Annotated in this window: 16 protein-coding genes; 13 read left to right on the top strand and 3 right to left on the bottom strand. The window is 72.6% G+C overall.

The window, feature by feature from the left end; genetic code table 11:
* Positions 1 to 42 precede the first annotated feature (42 nt).
* From AB0C01_RS24170 to AB0C01_RS24155, 4 genes are all read left to right on the top strand, one after another.
* Positions 43 to 840 carry a GNAT family N-acetyltransferase gene (locus tag AB0C01_RS24170; RefSeq protein ID WP_357250741.1) on the top strand — a complete coding sequence of 266 codons (798 nt, stop codon included), beginning with the start codon at positions 43 to 45 and terminating at the stop codon, positions 838 to 840.
* A complete protein-coding gene (locus tag AB0C01_RS24165) occupies positions 837 to 1,250 on the top strand; it encodes a hypothetical protein (RefSeq protein WP_357250739.1) in 414 nt (137 codons plus the stop codon). Before AB0C01_RS24170 ends, AB0C01_RS24165 begins: the two co-directional genes overlap by 4 nt.
* A gap of 188 nt (positions 1,251 to 1,438) precedes the next feature.
* A complete protein-coding gene (locus AB0C01_RS24160; RefSeq protein ID WP_357250736.1) occupies positions 1,439 to 2,218 on the top strand; it encodes an electron transfer flavoprotein subunit beta/FixA family protein in 780 nt (259 codons plus the stop codon).
* Positions 2,219 to 2,232: 14 nt separating this feature from the next.
* Entirely contained in the window at positions 2,233 to 3,192 is a 960-nt protein-coding gene (locus AB0C01_RS24155; RefSeq protein ID WP_357250733.1) for an electron transfer flavoprotein subunit alpha/FixB family protein, read from the top strand.
* A 96-nt stretch (positions 3,193 to 3,288) separates the two neighbouring features.
* On the opposite strand, the gene AB0C01_RS24150 is transcribed toward AB0C01_RS24155, so the two are convergent.
* Both AB0C01_RS24150 and AB0C01_RS24145 read right to left on the bottom strand, forming a co-directional pair.
* Positions 3,289 to 4,188, bottom strand: a complete 900-nt coding sequence (locus AB0C01_RS24150) for an anti-sigma factor (protein WP_357572176.1) — start codon at positions 4,186 to 4,188, stop codon at positions 3,289 to 3,291.
* A complete protein-coding gene (locus AB0C01_RS24145) occupies positions 4,142 to 4,744 on the bottom strand; it encodes a sigma-70 family RNA polymerase sigma factor (RefSeq protein ID WP_357572175.1) in 603 nt (200 codons plus the stop codon). Before AB0C01_RS24145 ends, AB0C01_RS24150 begins: the two co-directional genes overlap by 47 nt.
* 230 nt (positions 4,745 to 4,974) lie before the next feature.
* On the opposite strand from AB0C01_RS24145, the gene AB0C01_RS24140 reads away from it, so the two are divergent.
* The 7 genes from AB0C01_RS24140 to AB0C01_RS24110 all read left to right on the top strand — a co-directional run bounded on the left by AB0C01_RS24140 (position 4,975) and on the right by AB0C01_RS24110 (position 11,526).
* The gene (locus AB0C01_RS24140; RefSeq protein ID WP_357250724.1) at positions 4,975 to 5,805 is read left to right on the top strand and encodes a DUF4397 domain-containing protein; all 831 of its coding nucleotides are present in this window, start codon (positions 4,975 to 4,977) and stop codon (positions 5,803 to 5,805) included.
* Entirely contained in the window at positions 5,802 to 6,455 is a 654-nt protein-coding gene (locus AB0C01_RS24135) for a class F sortase (RefSeq protein WP_357572174.1), read from the top strand. Before AB0C01_RS24140 ends, AB0C01_RS24135 begins: the two co-directional genes overlap by 4 nt.
* A gap of 103 nt (positions 6,456 to 6,558) precedes the next feature.
* Positions 6,559 to 7,734, top strand: a complete 1,176-nt coding sequence (locus AB0C01_RS24130) for a cysteine desulfurase family protein (protein ID WP_357572173.1) — start codon at positions 6,559 to 6,561, stop codon at positions 7,732 to 7,734.
* Between the two features lie 234 nt (positions 7,735 to 7,968).
* Positions 7,969 to 9,042, top strand: a complete 1,074-nt coding sequence (gene mnmA, locus AB0C01_RS24125; protein ID WP_357250715.1) for a tRNA 2-thiouridine(34) synthase MnmA — start codon at positions 7,969 to 7,971, stop codon at positions 9,040 to 9,042.
* A 37-nt stretch (positions 9,043 to 9,079) separates the two neighbouring features.
* Positions 9,080 to 10,084, top strand: a complete 1,005-nt coding sequence (locus tag AB0C01_RS24120) for a methionine synthase (RefSeq protein ID WP_357572172.1) — start codon at positions 9,080 to 9,082, stop codon at positions 10,082 to 10,084.
* A 36-nt stretch (positions 10,085 to 10,120) separates the two neighbouring features.
* The gene (locus AB0C01_RS24115; protein WP_357572171.1) at positions 10,121 to 10,486 is read left to right on the top strand and encodes a VOC family protein; all 366 of its coding nucleotides are present in this window, start codon (positions 10,121 to 10,123) and stop codon (positions 10,484 to 10,486) included.
* Positions 10,487 to 10,515: 29 nt separating this feature from the next.
* Positions 10,516 to 11,526: an ADP-ribosylglycohydrolase family protein gene (locus AB0C01_RS24110; protein WP_357250706.1), complete on the top strand. Its 1,011-nt coding sequence runs from the start codon at positions 10,516 to 10,518 to the stop codon at positions 11,524 to 11,526.
* Positions 11,527 to 11,774: 248 nt separating this feature from the next.
* Here the strand turns inward: AB0C01_RS24110 and AB0C01_RS24105 are convergent, their stop codons facing one another.
* Positions 11,775 to 12,317 (bottom strand): type II toxin-antitoxin system PemK/MazF family toxin, encoded by a 543-nt coding sequence (locus AB0C01_RS24105; protein ID WP_357250700.1) that lies wholly within the window; start codon positions 12,315 to 12,317, stop codon positions 11,775 to 11,777.
* 450 nt (positions 12,318 to 12,767) lie between these two features.
* Here AB0C01_RS24105 and ligA point away from each other — a divergent pair, with 450 nt between their 5' ends.
* Complete coding sequence (gene ligA / locus AB0C01_RS24100) at positions 12,768 to 14,903, top strand: NAD-dependent DNA ligase LigA (protein ID WP_357572170.1); 2,136 nt, start codon at positions 12,768 to 12,770, stop codon at positions 14,901 to 14,903.
* A 157-nt stretch (positions 14,904 to 15,060) separates the two neighbouring features.
* Positions 15,061 to 17,700 carry a bifunctional diguanylate cyclase/phosphodiesterase gene (locus tag AB0C01_RS24095; RefSeq protein ID WP_357572169.1) on the top strand — a complete coding sequence of 880 codons (2,640 nt, stop codon included), beginning with the start codon at positions 15,061 to 15,063 and terminating at the stop codon, positions 17,698 to 17,700.
* The last annotated feature ends 86 nt before the right edge of the window (positions 17,701 to 17,786 follow it).

Genomic DNA, 17,786 nt, shown 5'->3' with positions numbered 1-17,786 from the left:
GGGGGGAGAATATCCGCTTCCCATCCCGCTTAGCCTGACTCGGTGACTGATCTCGACGTGTCGACCCTGCGTGCCGCCTACGACAACCAGCTCCGCCCGGAGATCCCCGACCCGGTTCCGGCCGGGGTGACGGTGGAGCGGGACGGTCCGTTGGTCCGCATCGTCGGGCTCGACGCCGGCGGCTTCCTCACCTACCGCGACCTGGGCGGACTCACCGGGGGCGCGCTGGACGAGCTGATCGCCCGGCAGGTCGCCCTGTTCCGCGAGCGCGGCCAGTCGGTCGAGTGGAAGCTCAACGAGCACGACGAACCGGCGGACCTGGCGGACCGGCTGCGCGCGGCCGGCTTCGTGCCGGAGGACCGGGAGACCGTCGTGGTCGGGCCGGTCGCCCCGCTGGCCGCCGCGCTGCCGGTCACCCCCGAGGGGGTACGCCTGCGTGAGGTGTCCTCCCGCGCCGACCTGGAGCGGATCGCCGCCATGGAGGAGGAGGTCTGGCAGGAGGACCGTTCGCACCTCGTCACGGGTCTGGGCAAGGAGATCGACGCCGACCCGAACTCGATCACCGTCGTGGTGGCCGAGGCGGACGACACGGTGGTGAGCGCCGGTTGGGTGCGCTTCCCGGCGAACACCGGCTTCGCCACCCTGTGGGGCGGCTCGACCCTGCCGCAGTGGCGGCGCAGGGGCATCTACCGGGCGTTGGTCAACTACCGGGCGCGACTGGCCGAGCAGCGAGGTCGGACGCTCATGCAGGTCGACTGCTCCGAGGACAGTCGGCCGATCCTCCAGCGGCTCGGCCTCGTCGCGGTCACCACCACCACCCCGTACGTCTACACTCCGTGATCATGGAGCAGCGGTTGACGGACGAGGAGCGTTCGATCCTCAAGACCGGCGCCTTCGGTGCCGTCTTCCTGGTGTCCAACGCCGACCCGGGGGTGCTGGGGGTGATCCGGGAGAGCGTCGCCGCGTCCAGCGCACTCGCCAACGCCAGCGGGACGGTCAAGGAGGCGCTCACCACCGGTCCGCTGCCGCGGATTCCCCGGGACTCGCAGTTGGAGATCGAGTCGGTGGTGCTGCCGGCGCTGCGGCACGCGGTGCGGATCCTGCGGGACAAGTCACCGCAGGACGTGGAGGCGTACCGCTCGGTGGTGTTGGGTGCGGCGGACCGGGTGGCCCGGGCGCACGCCGGGGTGGCGCCCGCCGAGGCGGCGGCCATCGACCAGATCCGGGGCGCGTTGGCCGACCCGGCCTGACCGTCCGCCCCGCGGTGAGCTGTGTCACTCCGAGTGCCCCGGGGAGCGCAAGCTACCGACAGGTAACATTGCGTCGTGGGCAACTGCACAGCAGCCCGCGGTTGACCTGGCGTCGACCGACGCGCGACGCTGCGCCCCAGACCGGGCGAGCGAATCGCATCACCACACAGGAGGGTCGTCGAAGCGCGATGAATATCGTCGTACTCGTCAAGCAGGTGCCTGATTCGGGCGCGGACCGCAACCTGCGCAATGACGACAACACCGTCGACCGCGGTTCGGCGAACAACGTGATCAACGAGATGGACGAGTACGCCATCGAGGAGGCGCTGAAGATCAAGGAGGCGCACGGCGGCGAGGTCACCATCCTGACCATGGGTCCGGACCGGGCGACCGAGTCGATCCGCAAGGCGCTCTCCATGGGTCCGGACAAGGCCGTGCACGTGCTGGACGACGCCCTGCACGGTTCCTGCGCCGTCGCCACCTCGAAGGTGCTCGCCGCCGCTCTCGGTCAATTGAACGCCGACCTGGTGATCTGCGGCGCCGAGTCCACCGACGGTCGGGTCCAGGTCATGCCGCACATGATCGCCGAGCGGCTGGGCGTCGCGGCGCTCACCGGCGCCCGCAAGCTCACCGTCGACGGCGGCACGTTGACCGTGGAGCGGCAGACCGAGGAGGGCTACGAGGTGGTCACCGCCGCCACTCCGGCCGTGGTCTCCGTCTGGGACACGATCAACGAGCCGCGCTACCCCTCCTTCAAGGGCATCATGGCCGCCAAGAAGAAGCCGGTGCAGACGTTCTCCCTGGCCGACCTGGGTGTCGCGCCCACCGAGGTGGGCTTCGACGGGGCCACCAGCGCCGTCGTCGAGCACACCAAGCGCCCCCCGCGCTCCGGTGGCGCCAAGATCACCGATGAGGGCGAGGGCGGCGTCAAGCTGGTCGAGTTCCTCGCCACCGAGAAGTTCGTGTGAGAGGGGGTTCCGACATGTCTGAGGTTCTCGTCGTCGTCGAAGCCACGAAGGAATTCGGCGTCAAGAAGGTCACCCTGGAAATGCTCACCATCGCCCGTGAGCTGGGCACCCCGAGCGCGGTGGTGCTCGGCGGCGCCGGCGCCGCCGAGGCGCTGAGCGGCAAACTGGGCGAGTACGGCGCGGAGAAGATCTACGCCGCCGAGGGTGACGAGATCGACGGCTACCTGGTGGCCCCCAAGGCCAGCGTGCTGGCCGAGCTGGTCCAGCGGGTGCAGCCGGTCGCCGTGCTGTTGGCCTCCGCCCAGGAGGGCAAGGAGATCGCCGCCCGGCTCGCCGTCAAGCTGGACAACGGCATCCTGACCGACGTGGTCGGCCTCGACGCCGACGGCACCGCGACCCAGATCGCATTCGCCGGCTCCACCATCGTCAAGTCCAAGGTCACCAAGGGCCTGCCGCTGGTCACCGTCCGGCCCAACTCGGTCACCCCCGCCCCGGCGGCGGCCACCCCGACGATCGAGCAGCTCACCGTGTCGGTCACCGACACCGACAAGCTGGCCAGGGTCGTCGAGCGGGTCGCCGAGCAGAAGGGCTCCCGGCCCGAGCTGACCGAGGCCGGCGTGGTGGTCTCCGGTGGTCGCGGTGTCGGCAACGCCGACAACTTCAAGCTGGTCGAGGAGTTGGCCGACCTGCTCGGCGGCGCCGTCGGCGCGTCCCGCGCGGCCGTCGACTCCGGCTTCTACCCGCACCAGTTCCAGGTGGGTCAGACCGGCAAGACGGTCTCCCCGCAGCTCTACGTCGCGCTCGGCATCTCCGGTGCCATCCAGCACCGGGCCGGCATGCAGACCTCGAAGACCATCGTCGCGGTCAACAAGGACGGCGAGGCGCCGATCTTCGAGCTGGCCGACTTCGGCGTGGTGGGCGACCTGTTCAAGATCGTCCCGCAGGCCGCCGAGGAGATCCGCAAGCGCAAGTGACCCCGCGCTGAGACCGGTGGCCGCCCCCGACGGGGGCGGCCACTGTCTCTCGATGGGAGCTGATCGGCGGGCCGGGGAGCTGAACCGGCCCGCCGATCAGCCCGTCAGGGTGCCCCTCAGCAGGCTGTCGCCGGAATGGGCGGTGTTGTTGTCGTACTGCTCGGCGGAGACGTCGACCACCGAATAGCTCTTGAGGTCGACATTCGGGGGCAGGGGTAGCAGAGCATCCGCGCCTCCACCCAGGGTGCCGACCGAAAACATCTTCATCGTCGTCGGGTTGATGAGCCAGACCTCGTAGTACCCCGGGACGCGCGGGAGATTCGCCACATGCAGATGTAGTTGGCCGTCCCGCAGAACCCGGGCGTCACCCTTGGCCGCCGGGGGCGTCGATCCGTACGCCGCCAGCGGCGCGCTCGCCACCACCACAGGCGTCGGAGTGGGCGCCGGGTCGTCCGGCCGCAGCACCGAGACCGTGCCCAGCACACCCACCGCCGCAGCGGCTGCCGCGGTGACGGCGGTGGCCGCCCAGCGCGACCAGCCGGCCCCCCGGCGAGATCGCCGCGCCGGATCCAGCCGGATGACTGTCGGCTCGCCGGTCGTGCCGGTGGACGGTGCGGCCGTGCCGGTGGGGCGCTCACCCGTCGTGTCGGTGGACGGTGCGGCCGTTTCGGTGGCCTGCCCGATCGGCGTGTGGTTGATCGGCTCGGCCCGGGTGCCGACGGCTTGCCCGGGGAGCTGCCGCGGACGTGCCTCGATCGGTGACGGCTCGGCCTCCGCCGCCCTGACCTGGGCGGCGATGCCCTGCCAGACGTGCTCCGGCGGGTCGGGCAGGTCGGCCAGACCCTGCGTCTCGGTGCCGAGGCCGGCCACCTGCTGGAGGGTCGACACCTCCGCCCGGCAGAGCGCGCAGGTGCCGAGGTGGGTGCTCTCCCCGTTGTCCGCCTCGCTCTCACCGAGCGCCAGAAAGACCAGCCGCTCGTGGCCCAGGTGCTGCACCGTCCACCTCCCATCTGCGTTTCAAGCTCGCCATGCCGCGCCGGATGTGGCTCTTCACGGTGCCCAACGGCACTCCGGTCACCGTGGCTATCTGCTGGTGTGTCAGATCGTCGTAGAAGGCCAACTCCAGCATCCGCCGCTGGTCGTCCGGGAGACGAGCCATCTCGTCGGCGATCACCAACCGGTCCACCACGCGGTCCGGGTCCGGGTCGGCCGCTGTCGGCTCCGGCAGTTGCCGGACCGTCTCCACCACCCGGGTCTCCCGGGCGGAGGCGCGCATCCGGTCGATCACCTTGCGCCGGCCGATGCCGAGCAGCCAGCCGATCAGCGATCCCTTGGCCGGATCGAAGGTGTCCCGACCCAGCCACGCGGCGACGAACGTCGCCTGGGTGACGTCCTCGGCGTCGGCGCGGTTGGCCAGCATCGAGGTGGCCAGGTGGAACACGGCCCGACCGTACCGGTCGTACGCCTCGCGCAGCGCCACGTCGTCGCCCGCGCGGAAGCGGAGGTCGAGGTCGTCCACCGGGGGGTCCGGTTCCTCGTGCGGGGCCGTCATCGGGCGGCTCGCCTTCGATGGGGCATGCCCGACTGTAGCTGCCACAGTCTCCGCCCCACTCTCCCGGTCGATGTCATCTCAGCAGCTATTCGTCTCGCGACCCCGGTTCGGATGCAGTCGGGGCGGAAGAAGAAAAGTCCCTCCGATCCGCATCCGCCCGTCCGGACGGCGGCGTAACCAGTTCTGCAAGCCAGGCCTGACGAATCAGCACCAATCACCAGGAGGCAGACATGCAGCTCTCGTACTTCCGTCGGGTCGCGGCGGGCGGCGCGGTCGCCGCGTTGGCCTTCGCCGGAGTCGGCGCACTCAGCGCCACCCCCGCGTACGCCGCAACGTCGAAGGTCTCCGTCGTGCACGGCATCCCGGACACCCCGGTCGACGTCTACGTCAACGGTAAGAAGACGCTCGACAACTTCAAGCCCGGTGACGTGGCCGGCCCGCTGAACCTGGAGGAGGGCGACTACGACATCGCGCTCACCAAGCCGGGCGAGCCGATCGGCAGCGCGATCCTCAAGGTCGACAACGCGGCCGTCCCGGGCGGCGCGAACATCAGCATCGCGGCCCACCTCGACGCCGCCGGCCAGCCGAAGATCACCCCGTTCGTGAACGACGTCTCGAAGGTCGCCGCCGGCAAGGCCCGGCTCATCGTCCGGCACACCGCCGCCGCCCCCGAGGTGGACGTACGCGCCGGTGGCACCCCGGTCTTCGAGGGCCTCACCAACCCGAACGAGGCCAAGGGCGACGTCGCCGCGGGCAGCGTCAAGGCGGACGTGGTGCTCGCCGGCACCGACACCGTGGCCATCGGCCCGGCGGACCTCAACCTCAAGGAGGGCACCGCGACGATCGTCTACGCGATCGGCTCCGCCGAGGGCAAGACGCTCGGCGTGGTGGCGCAGACCATCACCGGCCTGCACTCCGCCCCGGGCGGCGTGCCCAGCGGTGACGGCGGTCAGGCCGGCACCGGCGTGGACACCTGGTGGTACGTGCTCACCGGTGCCGGCGTACTCCTGCTGTTGGTCGGTGGTGTGCGGATGGCGACCGCACGGACCGGTCGCAGGTGACGGTGCGCAACCGCGGCGCGCTGGCGGCCCTGGCCGCCGGCGTTGCCGCGCTCACCGTCGCCGCCGTGGTGGCGTGCGGTGCCCAACCGGCGGGGAACGTGGGTGCCGAGGAGGCGAGCACGCTGGCCAGCACCCCAGCGGCCACCGCCAGCGCCCCCTCGGTGCCGGTCACCGCCGGTGAGCTTCCGGCCGACGCGGCGATCATCCCGCCGGTACGGCTGGTGATCCCGGGGATCGACGTCACCGCCACCGTCAACGCGGTCGGCATCAACGAGCGGACGAACGAGTTCGAGGTGCCGCCGAGCGTCGACCAGATCGGGTGGTACCGCTACGGACCCGGCCTGGAGGCAACCGCTGGCTCGGTGGTCGTCGCCGGTCACGTGGACAGCGCCAAGCAGGGCAGGGGCGCGTTCTTCCGACTCCGTGAACTCGACCAGAACGACACCCTGACCGTGACCGGCAGCGACGGCACGGCCCGGCGGTACCGGGTGGTCGCCCGGGAGGAGTACGCGAAGACCAAGATTCCGTTGGACCGGTACTTCGCCCGGGACGGCAAGCCCCGGCTGACTCTGATCACCTGTGGCGGACCGTTCGACGCCAAGGCGCGCAAGTACCGCGACAACATCGTCGTCACCGCGGTGCCCGCCTGAGCGGGGCCGCAGCCGGGGCCGGGGTGGAATTTCCCACCCCGGCTCCGGCACTGGGTCCCTCCGCCATCCGGGCGCCGCGGTGTCGGCCGTAGGCTGGTCGGTGATGGCTTACCTGGATCACGCGGCGACGACTCCGATGCTCGATGAGGCACTGGAGGCGTACGTCGCTACCGCCCGCGAGGTCGGCAACGCGTCCTCCCTGCATGCGGCGGGTCGTCGTGCCCGCCGCCGGGTCGAAGAGTCCCGCGAGAAGGTGGCCGCGGTGCTGGGCGCCCGGCCGTCCGAGGTGATCTTCACGGGTGGGGGCACGGAGAGCGACAACCTCGCGGTCAAGGGCATCTTCTGGGCCCGCCGGGGAGCCGCCCCGGGCCGCCGTCGGGTGGTCTCCAGCTCCGTCGAGCACCACGCGGTGCTGGACGCGGTCGACTGGCTCGTCGAGCACGAGGGGGCCGAGGTCGGTTGGCTGCCGGTGGACGCCGCCGGTCGGCTCGACCCGGAGGACCTGCGCGCCGAGCTGGCCGCGCACACCGACCGGGTGGCCGTCGTTACCGCGATGTGGGCCAACAACGAGGTGGGCACCATCCAGCCGGTCGCCGAGCTGGCCGCTGTCGCCGCCGAGCACGGGGTGCCGTTCCACACCGACGCCATCCAGGCGGTCGGTCAGGTGCCCGTCGACTTCGGCGCCAGCGGCGTCGCCGCGCTGACCGTGACCGGGCACAAGCTGGGTGGCCCGACCGGAGTGGGCGCGTTGCTGCTCGCCCGGCACGTGCCGGCCACGCCCCTGCTGCACGGCGGTGGCCAGGAACGTGACATCCGTTCCGGCACCCTGGACACGGCCGGCATCGTGGCCTTCGCGGTCGCCGTCGAGACGGCGGTGAAGGGCCAACAGGAGTACGCGGCCCGGGTGGCCGCACTCCGCGACGACCTGGTCGAGCGGGTTCGTCGGGCGGTGCCCGAGGTGATCTACAACGGTGAGCCGACCGACCGTTTGCCGGGCAACGCGCACTTCTCCTTCCCGGGCTGCGAGGGCGACGCCCTGCTGCTGTTGCTCGACGCCCAGGGCATCGCCTGCTCGACGGGGTCGGCCTGCTCCGCAGGGGTGGCCCAGCCCTCCCACGTCCTGCTGGCGATGGGCGCCGACGACGACCGCGCCCGCTCCTCGCTGCGCTTCACCCTCGGTCACACGAGCACTCAGGCCGACGTCGACGCCCTCATCGCGGCCCTCCCGGCAGCGGTGGACCGAGCCCGCCGGGCCGCCGCCCTCCGCACCCCCCGCTAACCGCCCCCGCCCCCGCCCGCGCCCCCGCCCCCGCCCGCGCCCCCGCCCGCGCCCCCGCCCCCCGCCCTTGTCGATCAAGGAGTTGTGGTGGGTGACAAAGGCCGCCGTCCACCTCATTCCAGGCACCACAACTCCTTGATCGACGGTGGGGGTGACGGGCGTTGGTGTGTGGGCGTGGGGTGGGGTTGGGGTGGTGGATAGGGTTGTGGCGGGGACGGGGAAGGGAGTTCGCTGGTGAAGGTTCTGGCGGCTATGTCGGGCGGGGTCGACTCGGCCGTGGCGGCGGCGCGGGCGGTGGCGGCCGGGCACGACGTGACAGGCGTACACCTGGCGCTGGCCCGTAACCCACAGACCTATCGGACCGGGGCGCGCGGCTGCTGCACCCTGGAGGATTCCCGGGACGCGCGGCGGGCCGCCGACGTGATCGGCATCCCGTTCTACGTGTGGGACATGGCCGACCGTTTCCACGAGGACGTGGTGGACGACTTCGTCGCCGAGTACGCCGCCGGGCGCACGCCGAACCCCTGCCTGCGCTGCAACGAGAAGATCAAGTTCGCGGCGGTGCTGGACCGGGCCGTGGCCCTGGGCTTCGACGCGGTGGTCACCGGGCACCACGCCCGACTCGGCCCGGACGGGCTGCTGCGACGCAGCGTCGACATCGCCAAGGACCAGTCGTACGTGCTGGCCGTGCTCACCCGCGAGCAACTGGACCGGTCGATCTTCCCGTTGGGCGACTCGACAAAGGCGCAGGTGCGCGCGGAGGCCGCCGAGCGTGGTCTGGCGGTGGCCGACAAGCCGGACTCACACGACATCTGCTTCATCGCCGACGGTGACACCCGTGGCTTCCTCGCCGGCCGGCTCGGCGAGGCGCCCGGCGACGTCGTGGACGCCAGCACCGGCGCGGTGGTCGGCAGTCACAGCGGCGCGTACGCGTACACCGTGGGGCAGCGGCGCGGCCTGCACCTGGACCGGCCGGCCGCCGACGGACGGCCGCGTTATGTGCTCTCCATCACGCCGAAGACCAACACCGTGACCGTCGGCCCCGCCGAGGCGCTCGAGGTGTCCGAGGTCCGGGCCGTTCGTCCGGTCTGGACCGGCGGTGCGCGCCCGGACGCGCCGGTGGAGTGCGAGGTGCAACTGCGTGCCCACGGCGACGTGGTGCCGGCGACCGTCGCGCTCGACGGTGACCTGCTGCACGCCGAGCTGCGCCGGCCGGTGCGCGGCGTCGCCGCCGGTCAGGCCGTGGTCGCGTACCGGTCGGACCCGGCCGGCGACGTGGTCCTCGGCTCCGCGACCATCACCGGCTGACCGCACGGCCCCGGTGTTCGCGGGATAGCCTTCGCCCGTGACAGATCAGGCGTGGCCCTGGCCGACCGGCGCGGCAACCGGAATTGGTTCGCTGCCCGGCACCGACATCGGCGAGGCACAGCGGGTGGTCCTCGGTGAGCTTCCCGAGCTGCCCCACCTGCCCGAGCTGCCGGCCCGTGGTCCCGGCGCGGACCTGATCGGCCGGTCCGCCGGGCTGCTGGTCGAGCTGCCCGTCGAGGTGTACGCCGGACGCTGGCGGGTCGCCCCACGCCCCGGCCGCGACCTGCGCCGGGCCGCTGACCTGATGGAACGTGACCTGGACCAGCTCGCCGAACAGGCCGAGGAGTACACCGGGCCGATCAAGGTGCAGGCCGCCGGCCCACTCACGCTGGCCGCGTCCCTGGAGTTGCCGATCGGCGGCCGAATGCTGCGCGACCCCGGCGCGGTCCGCGATCTGACCGGCTCCCTCGCCGAGGGGCTGCGCGCGCACGTCGCGGCGGTGACCCGGCGACTGCCCCGGGCGTCGGTGCTGCTCCAACTGGACGAGCCGTCGTTGCCGACCGTGTTGGCCGGGCGGGTGCCGACCGAGAGCGGGCTGGGCGCGTACCGGCCGGTCGACGGGGCGGACGCCGCCGCGCTGCTGCGCACGGTCGTCGACGCGGTCGGCGTACCGACGCTCGTGCACTGCTGCGCCCCGGACGTGCCGCTGGAGCTGATCCGCTCCACCGGCGCCGTCGCGGTCGCCCTCGACCTGGATCTGGTCACCAAGCTGGACCCGCTCGGCGAGGCGCTCGACGCCGGCCTCGGACTGCTGGCCGGGGCCGCGCCCACCCGACCGCCGTCGGCCGGTGGCGCGCCGACGTCCGCGCAGATCGCCGACCGGGTACGCCAGGTCTGGGACCGCCTCGGCTTTCCCCGTCGGCAACTCGCCGAGCAGGTGGTGGTCACCCCGGCCTGCGGTCTCGCCGGTGCCACCCCGGAGTACGCGCGGGCGGTGCTCGCCGCGTGCCGGGACGCCGGCCGGCGGCTCGCCGAGGTGTGAGGTTTCCTGTCGTATCCGGTGGGCAGGATGACGCTCATGATTGGACAGCTGCGTTCAGTGGTGATCGACTGCCCGGACCCGCGGGCGCTGGCGATGTTCTACGCCGAGCTGCTCGGCGTGCCTCTCGCCGAGGGTGAGATGGAGGACGACTGGGTGGTGTTGGGCGGCCCGCCCGGTCACCAGCCGCGGCTCGCCTTCCAGCAGGCGCTCAACCTCCGGGCACCGGCCTGGCCGGATCCGGAGCGCCCTCAGCAGTTCCACCTGGATGTGACGGTGGACGACATCGAGAGCGCGGAGAAGGCGGCACTCGCGCTCGGGGCTCGGCGACTGCCGGGCGAGGGCGAGGGTTTCCGGGTCTACGCCGACCCGGCCGGCCACCCGTTCTGCCTCTGCTGGGACTGAGCCCGACGGGGTTGCGGCGGCCGGGCATCATGGCCGCCGTGACTCCCACCTCTTCGCTGCGCGCCTCCGGTTCACTCTTCGGCCTCGCCTACGGTGACGCGCTCGGCAAGCCGACCGAGTTCCTGACCGTCGCCGAGATCGAGCACCGGTACGGCCCGACCGGCCCACGTGAGCTGTCCGGCGAGCCGGCACTGGTCACCGACGACACCCAGATGGCGCTCGCGGTGGGCTGGGCGCTGTACGAGGCACCGACGCTCACCCCGGAGGCGGTGGAGCCGCTGCTGCGGCAGCGCTTTCTGGCCTGGGCGGTCAGCCCGGACAACAACCGCGCCCCGGGGATGACCTGCCTACGTGCCTGCGCGGAGTTGAGCCGTGGGCTGCGCTGGCAGGAGGCGACCGTGGCCGGGTCGAAGGGGTGCGGGGCCAACATGCGCGTCACCCCGGTTGGCTTGCTGAAGGTGGACCTGGACACGATGGCCGGGTTGGCCCAGTTGCAGGCCGGGTTGACCCATGGGCACCCGACCGGGCTGGCCGCCAGCGAGCTGACCGCGTACGCCGTCTTCGCGCTGCGCGCGGGCGCCACGTTGCCCGAGCTACCCGCGATCCTCGCCGAGCGGGCGCGGTCCCAGCGCCTGGTCTACCGGGAGCAGTGGCTGGGTGATCTCTGGCAGCGCCCGGGGGTCGGGACGCCGGAGGAGTTCATCGCCCGGGGCTGGGACGAGTGCCTGGCGGTGCTGGACCGACTGACGGACGCTCTGCGCGAGCCGGACGACGGCGGCGACCCGTGCCGGGCCACCGGGGAGGGCTGGGTTGCCGAGGAGGCGCTGGCCACCGCGCTGCTCTGCGCCGTACGGCACGTCGACGACCCCGTCGCGGCACTGACCCGAGGCGCGACCACCGCCGGCGATTCCGACTCGATCGCCGCCCTGGCCGGCGCGTTCGTGGGCGCGGCCGCCGGCATGGCCGCCTGGCCGACCGGCTGGGTCGACCGCATCGAGTACGCGAACCAACTCGCCACCCTGGGCGCCGCCTGGGACTGACCGACCCGCCTGGCCCACGCGGCCTGGCCCTGCTCGCCCTGGCCCGCCCTGGTCTGCCCAGCTCTGGTCTGCCCGGCGCTGGCCCGCGGGCGTGATCCACTCGGGTTCCTGGAAGTCGGGGTGTCCCGTGGTGTCGGATGCCGCGGTGTGCAGGAAACCGAGTCGATCACGCCGTCTTTGGTCGGGCGGCGGTGCGGCGGTGCGGCGGTGCGGCGGTGCCGCGGTGCCGCGGTGCCGCGGTGCGGTGGTCAGGGAGTGGGCAGGTGGCGCAGGTTGCGGACCTTCTTCCACAGGTCGGCGTCGCAGCGCCCGGCGTGGTCGGCGAAGGCGGCCGAGCTGAGTCGGACCGGCTCGGTCAGGCTGAGGTAGCTGTCGTGCTCCGCGCCGGGGTCCCAGTCCCGGGTGGGGATTCGCACGTGGTCGTCGCGGTCGCTCTTGTCCTGGCTGGTGATCTTGAGGACGTCGGCGCCCCGGGAGTCGGCGCGCAGCACCAGACAGGGGCGGACCTTCGAGCCAGTGCCGTCGGCGTACGGCACGTCGGCCCACCAGATCTCGCCCGGCGCCGGGGCATCCCGCCGCTCGGTGTCGCGTGAGCGGGGCTTTGCGCCCGGCCGGTCGGTGCCGCGCGGTCGAGGTGGGGTGGGCCGACGACCGCCGGTGCCGGCCGTGGCACGGCGATCCGGTCGGGCGCCCGACGGTCGGGTGGAAACCCGGTGCCGCCAGCTGTTCCAGGCCCAACCCGCACCCACGGCCAGCAGGATCGCCACCGCCCAGAGCAGTGCCTCGCGCATCGCACAACCTCCTGCCCACCGACGGACGAATCCCCGCCGCTCTGCCCACCGGCGGGTACCCCGCCTCGTGCGTACCGGCGGATGTGCCTCCGCCTCGTGCGTGACGGCGGATGTGTCGCCGCCTCGTGCCTGACGGCGGGCGTACCCCCGCCTCGTGGCGGCTCGCGGGCCGCACCGTCCGGCGATCCTCGCACGCCGTCGCCCGTGCCGCCCGCCAACCACACCGCGGCTGCCCCGACGCCCCGCGGCACCCTGGGGACACCCCCTTGATCACTTGAGGGTGAGCAGCCGGATCGGGCGTCGACGACTACCGAGCATCGAGTGACCACGGAACGCGGCGGAGAGGAACGTCGCTGCGAGTGCGGGCGGGCAACGGATTGTCTCACCGGCCCGATACCGTGCCGGAGTAGCGTGATCAGGGAGGTCGCAGGCGTGTCCGAAGGTGGCGGTGTGTCCGAGGAGCAGATCGGTCAGCAGGTCAGCCCGGCGCAGGAGGCGGCCGCCGGGGCCGAGCCGACGCCGCAGGCCCGGGAGCGGCATGCCACGCTCAGTCAGGAGCTGACCGAGCATCAGTACCGCTACTACGTGCTGGACTCGCCGACCATTCCCGACGCCGAGTTCGACAAGCAGCTGCGTGAGCTGGAGGCGTTGGAGGCGGAGTTCCCCGCCCTGCGGACACCCGACTCGCCGACCCAACGCGTCGGCGGCACGTTCTCCACCGACTTCACCCCGGTTACCCACGCCGAACGGATGATGTCGCTCGACAACGCCTTCGCCGACGAGGAGTTGGCGGCCTGGGCCGAGCGGGTCGAGCGCGACGCGGGCGGCCCGGCGCCCTACCTGTGCGAGCTGAAGGTCGACGGGCTGGCCATCAACCTGACCTACGAGAAGGGCAGGCTGGTCCGGGCCGCCACCCGGGGCGACGGCCGCACCGGTGAGGACGTCACCGCCAACGTGCGCAGCATCCGGGACGTGCCCGGTCAGCTGACCCCGTCCGCCGAATTCCCGGACATTCCCGAGCTGGTGGAGGTTCGGGGCGAGATCTACTTCCCGGTCGCCGCGTTCGCCGATCTCAACGCCGGGCTGGTGGAGCAGGGCCGGGCGCCCTTCGCCAACCCCCGTAACGCCGCGGCGGGCAGCCTTCGGCAGAAGGATCCGCGGGTCACCGCCTCCCGGCCGCTGCGCCTGGTGGTGCACGGCATCGGCGCGCGTCGCGGGTTCCAGCCCACCGCGCAGTCCGAGTCGTACGCGGCGCTCAAGTCGTGGGGGTTGCCGACAAGCGACCGTTGGCGGGTCGTCCCCGACCTGGCCGGCGTCGCCGAATACATCGCCTACTACGCCGAGCACCGGCACGACGTCGAGCACGAGATCGACGGGGTGGTGGTCAAGGTCGACCCGGTCTCCATCCAGGGCCGGCTGGGCTCGACCAGCCGCGCGCCCCGGTGGGCGATCGCCTTCAAGTACCCGCCGGAGGAGGTCACCACCAAGCTGCTCGACATCGACGTCAACGTGGGGCGCACCGGCCGGGTCACCCCGTTCGCCGTGTTGGAGCCGGTGCGGGTCGCCGGCTCGACCGTCGCGCTCGCGACCCTGCACAACGCCCGTGAGGTCGAGCGCAAGGGCGTGCTCATCGGTGACACGGTGGTGCTGCGCAAGGCCGGCGACGTGATTCCCGAGGTCCTCGGCCCGGTGGTCGACCTGCGTCCCGCCGACGCCCGGCCGTTCGTCATGCCGACCACCTGCCCGGCCTGCGGCACCCCGCTCGCGCCGTCGAAGGAGGGCGACGTCGACATCCGTTGCCCCAACACCCGCAGCTGCCCGGCCCAGTTGCGCGAGCGGGTGTTCCACCTTGCCGGTCGCGGTGCCTTCGACATCGAGGCGCTCGGCTACAAGGGCGCGGCGGCCCTGCTGGACGCGGAGGTCATCGCGGACGAGGGCGACCTCTTCCAGCTCGACGCCGAGCAGCTGTCCCGATCCCCGTTCTTCGTCAACAAGGACGGCAGCCTGGGCAGCAACGCCAGCAAGTTGCTGGACAATCTGGCCGTCGCCCGGGAACGGGACCTGTGGCGGGTGCTGGTGGCGCTCTCCATCCGGCACGTCGGCCCGACCGCCGCCCAGGCGCTCGCCCGGCACTTCCGCTCGATGGACGCCATCGACGCGGCCACCGAGGAGGAGCTGTCCTCGGTCGACGGGGTCGGGCCGACGATCGCGGCGAGCCTCCGCGAGTGGTTCGCGGTGGACTGGCATCGCGAGGTCGTCCGCAAGTGGGCCGAGGCCGGCGTACGGATGGTGGAGGAGGCGGGTGACGAGGGGCCGCGCCCGCTGGAGGGGTTGACCGTCGTGGTGACCGGCACGCTCGCCGGTTTCTCCCGGGATCAGGCCGCCGAGGCCATCCAGAGCCGGGGCGGCAAGGTCAGCGGGTCGGTCTCCAAGAAGACGAGCTTCGTCGTGGTGGGGGACAACCCGGGGTCCAAGGCCGACAAGGCGGCCAGCCTGAAGGTGCCGGTGCTCGACGAGGCCGGGTTCCAGCTCCTGCTGGATGCCGGCCCGGACGCCGCACGGGAGGTCGCTCAACCGGGCGGCTGACCGCGCGGGCGGCGATGCGCGGCGACTGGTCGCGTATACCAACTTAATTACGACTACGACCGATTCGTGACTGTCATACCGGGAAACCGGGGGCCGAGGGCGTTTCATTGGGTCACGGCGTGCGCACCCGCACGCCGACCGTCGGTCGGGAGGTGTCGTGGAGGTCGCCGACCCACGCAACTCGCTGCCCCCGGGACGGGTGGCGCCGTTCGCCACCTTCGTCGTCGGCATCCTGGTGGTGGCCGCGGTGACCGCCGCCGTTCCACTCGCGACCCTTCCCGACGAGGTGTCCCGGCTGCCGGTGGCGTTCTGGACGATGGCCGCGCTCGCCGTGGTCTGCGACGCCCGCCCGTTCGTCCCGCCGGGGCGCCGGCAGACCTCGGCGGTGTTCCCCTCCACCTGCTTCACCTTCGCGATCCTGCTCGGCTGGGGCCTCGGTCCGGCGGTGCTGGTGCAGGCGGTGGGGGTGGTCGTGTCGGGCTGGCGGATGCGGCACGCGGCGTGGCGGACGGCGTTCAACGTCGGGCAGTACGCGTGTGCCCTCGCCGCCGCGTACGGCGTGATCCTGCTCGGGCCGGGTGCCATCTTCTCCGGCGGGCGGTTGCACTGGACCGACGTGGCAGCCGTCGGCGGGGCGACGCTGGCGTGGTTCGTCGTCAACTACGGGCTGGTCAGCTGGGCGGTACGGCTGCGCTTCGGAGACCGGTGGTGGCCCACCCTGCGGCAGGGGCTCGGCTTCGAGTTGCTCTCCACCGGCTCCCTGCTGCTGCTCGCCCCGGTACTCGTCGCGGCGGCGCGGGTCAGCGCGGCGCTGATCCCGCTGGTGCTGGTGCCGCTGTTCGCCGTCTACCGGATGGCGCGGCTGACCGTCGAACAGCAGCACCTCGCCGCCGCTGACCCGCTCACCGGTCTGCCCAACCGCAAGGCGCTGTTGACCGAGGTGGCCGAGCAGGTGCACGTGCATGCCGAGCGGACGGCCCGCGGCGAACCCGACGGTCAGTTGGCACTGCTGTTGATCGACCTGGACCGCTTCAAGAACGTGAACGACGCCCTCGGGCATGCCGTGGGCGACCGACTGCTGGTCGAGGTGAGCGCGCGGCTCACCGACGTGCGGCCTCGACCCCAGATGATCGCCCGGCTCGGCGGCGACGAGTTCGCCATCGTGATGACCGGGCTGACCGACGTCGGTCAGGCGCGGGAGTTGGCCGACGAGGTGGTCGAGGCGCTGGCCGAGCCCGTACCACTCGACGGGCTTCCGTTGGACGTGGGCGGGTCGATCGGGATCGCCCTCTTCCCCGAGCATGGCGAGGACTTCGCCACTCTGATGCGCCACGCCGACGTGGCGATGTACGACGCCAAGCACCGCAACGACACGGTGGCCGTCTACGCCCCCGAGTCCGACCACAACTCCGCCGAGCGTCTCGGCCTCCTCGCCGACCTGCGCCGCGTACTGGAGTCCGGGCCGCCGGTCGACGGGCCGTTCGACGCCGATCCGGCCGGCCACAGTCGCCTCGGAGGAGCGCCGGATCAGGCCGGGCGCGGCCGGAACGGCGTGCCGGGTGAGGTGGTCGGCGTACCCCTCGATGTGACGGCCGAGGTGCGCGGCGGCGACGGGGCGGCGCTGCCCACCGGGACGCCGGCCGAGGCCGCGCCGCACACGGACCCGGCGCCGGCGACCGCGACGGCACCCCCGTCCGGTGGCCGGTGGTGGGGACGCCGGCGGCGCGACGACGCCGACCTGGTGCACGCCGACGAGCTGATCAACCAGATCGCGACAGGTGCCGACCCGATCCGGGGCCGCAACACCCGCGGCGCGGTCGGCGGCAACCGGCCGGGTCGAGGTCGGGAGCGGCGCGCCGGGCTCGGACACGGCAGGCGGTCGCCGAACGGGAGCGCGGTCGCCGCGCTGGGCGCCGGCGGGCTCGGGCCACGGCGGGACGTCGGACCGGACGCACCGGGGCGACCGCTCGAACCGACGGGGTGGGCGCACGCGGACGACGGACCGGCCGACGACGCCGGGGAGATCACGATGTACTACCAGCCGCAGATCGCCATCGCGACGGGCGAGGTGGTCGGTGTCGAGGCCCTGCTGCGGTGGCGACACCCACGGCGGGGCATGGTCGACCCGGAGGAGCTCATCCGGGTCGCCGAGCAGAGCGCCGTGATGCGGCTGCTCACCCGGCGGGTGGTCGACGACGTGGTGGAGCAACTCGCCACGTGGTCGGCGGCCGGTATCGGCCTGCGCGCGGCGCTGAACGTCAGCGTGCGCGACCTGCACACCGGCGAGATCGCCGACCAGATCGCCGACCGGCTGGCCCGCTACGGGGTGCCCGCCGAGCGGCTTCAGGTGGAGATCACCGAGGGTGCGTTGATGGCCGACCCGCGCCGGGTGCTGGCGACCATCTCCCAGTTGCACCGGATCGGGGTGGGCATCGCGCTCGACGACTTCGGCACCGGCTACTCGTCATTGCAGCACCTGCGTCGGCTGCCGCTGTCCGAGGTGAAGGTGGACCGGTCGTTCGTCCTCGGCATGGCCGACGACGCCGACGACGCGGCGATCGTCCGGTCGATGATCGAGTTGGCCGGCGCGCTGGGGTTGCGGGTGGTGGCCGAGGGCGTCGAGGACGAGCGGACCTGGCGGATGCTGCACGCCGCCGGTTGCGACGCGGCGCAGGGCTGGTTCTACGCCCGACCCATGCCCGCCGCGGAGCTGGTCACCTGGCTGGCCCGGTATCGGCCGGTGCGCCCCACGGGCGGGCACCCGCAGGCCGACGTCACGCGCCGCCCCACCCGCTGACCCGGCACGGGGGCCGTCGGAGGGGGAGTCCGGGGACGCGGCACCGGAGCGGAACAATAGACTCGCTCCGGTCACCGCGCGTCACG

Origin of the sequence: Micromonospora sp. NPDC048905 (assembly GCF_040649655.1) — a bacterium.
Taxonomy (GTDB): Bacteria; Actinomycetota; Actinomycetes; order Mycobacteriales; family Micromonosporaceae; genus Micromonospora.
The sequence above is the reverse complement of the archived record's forward strand: the minus strand, read 5'-3'. Positions and strand labels throughout refer to the sequence as shown.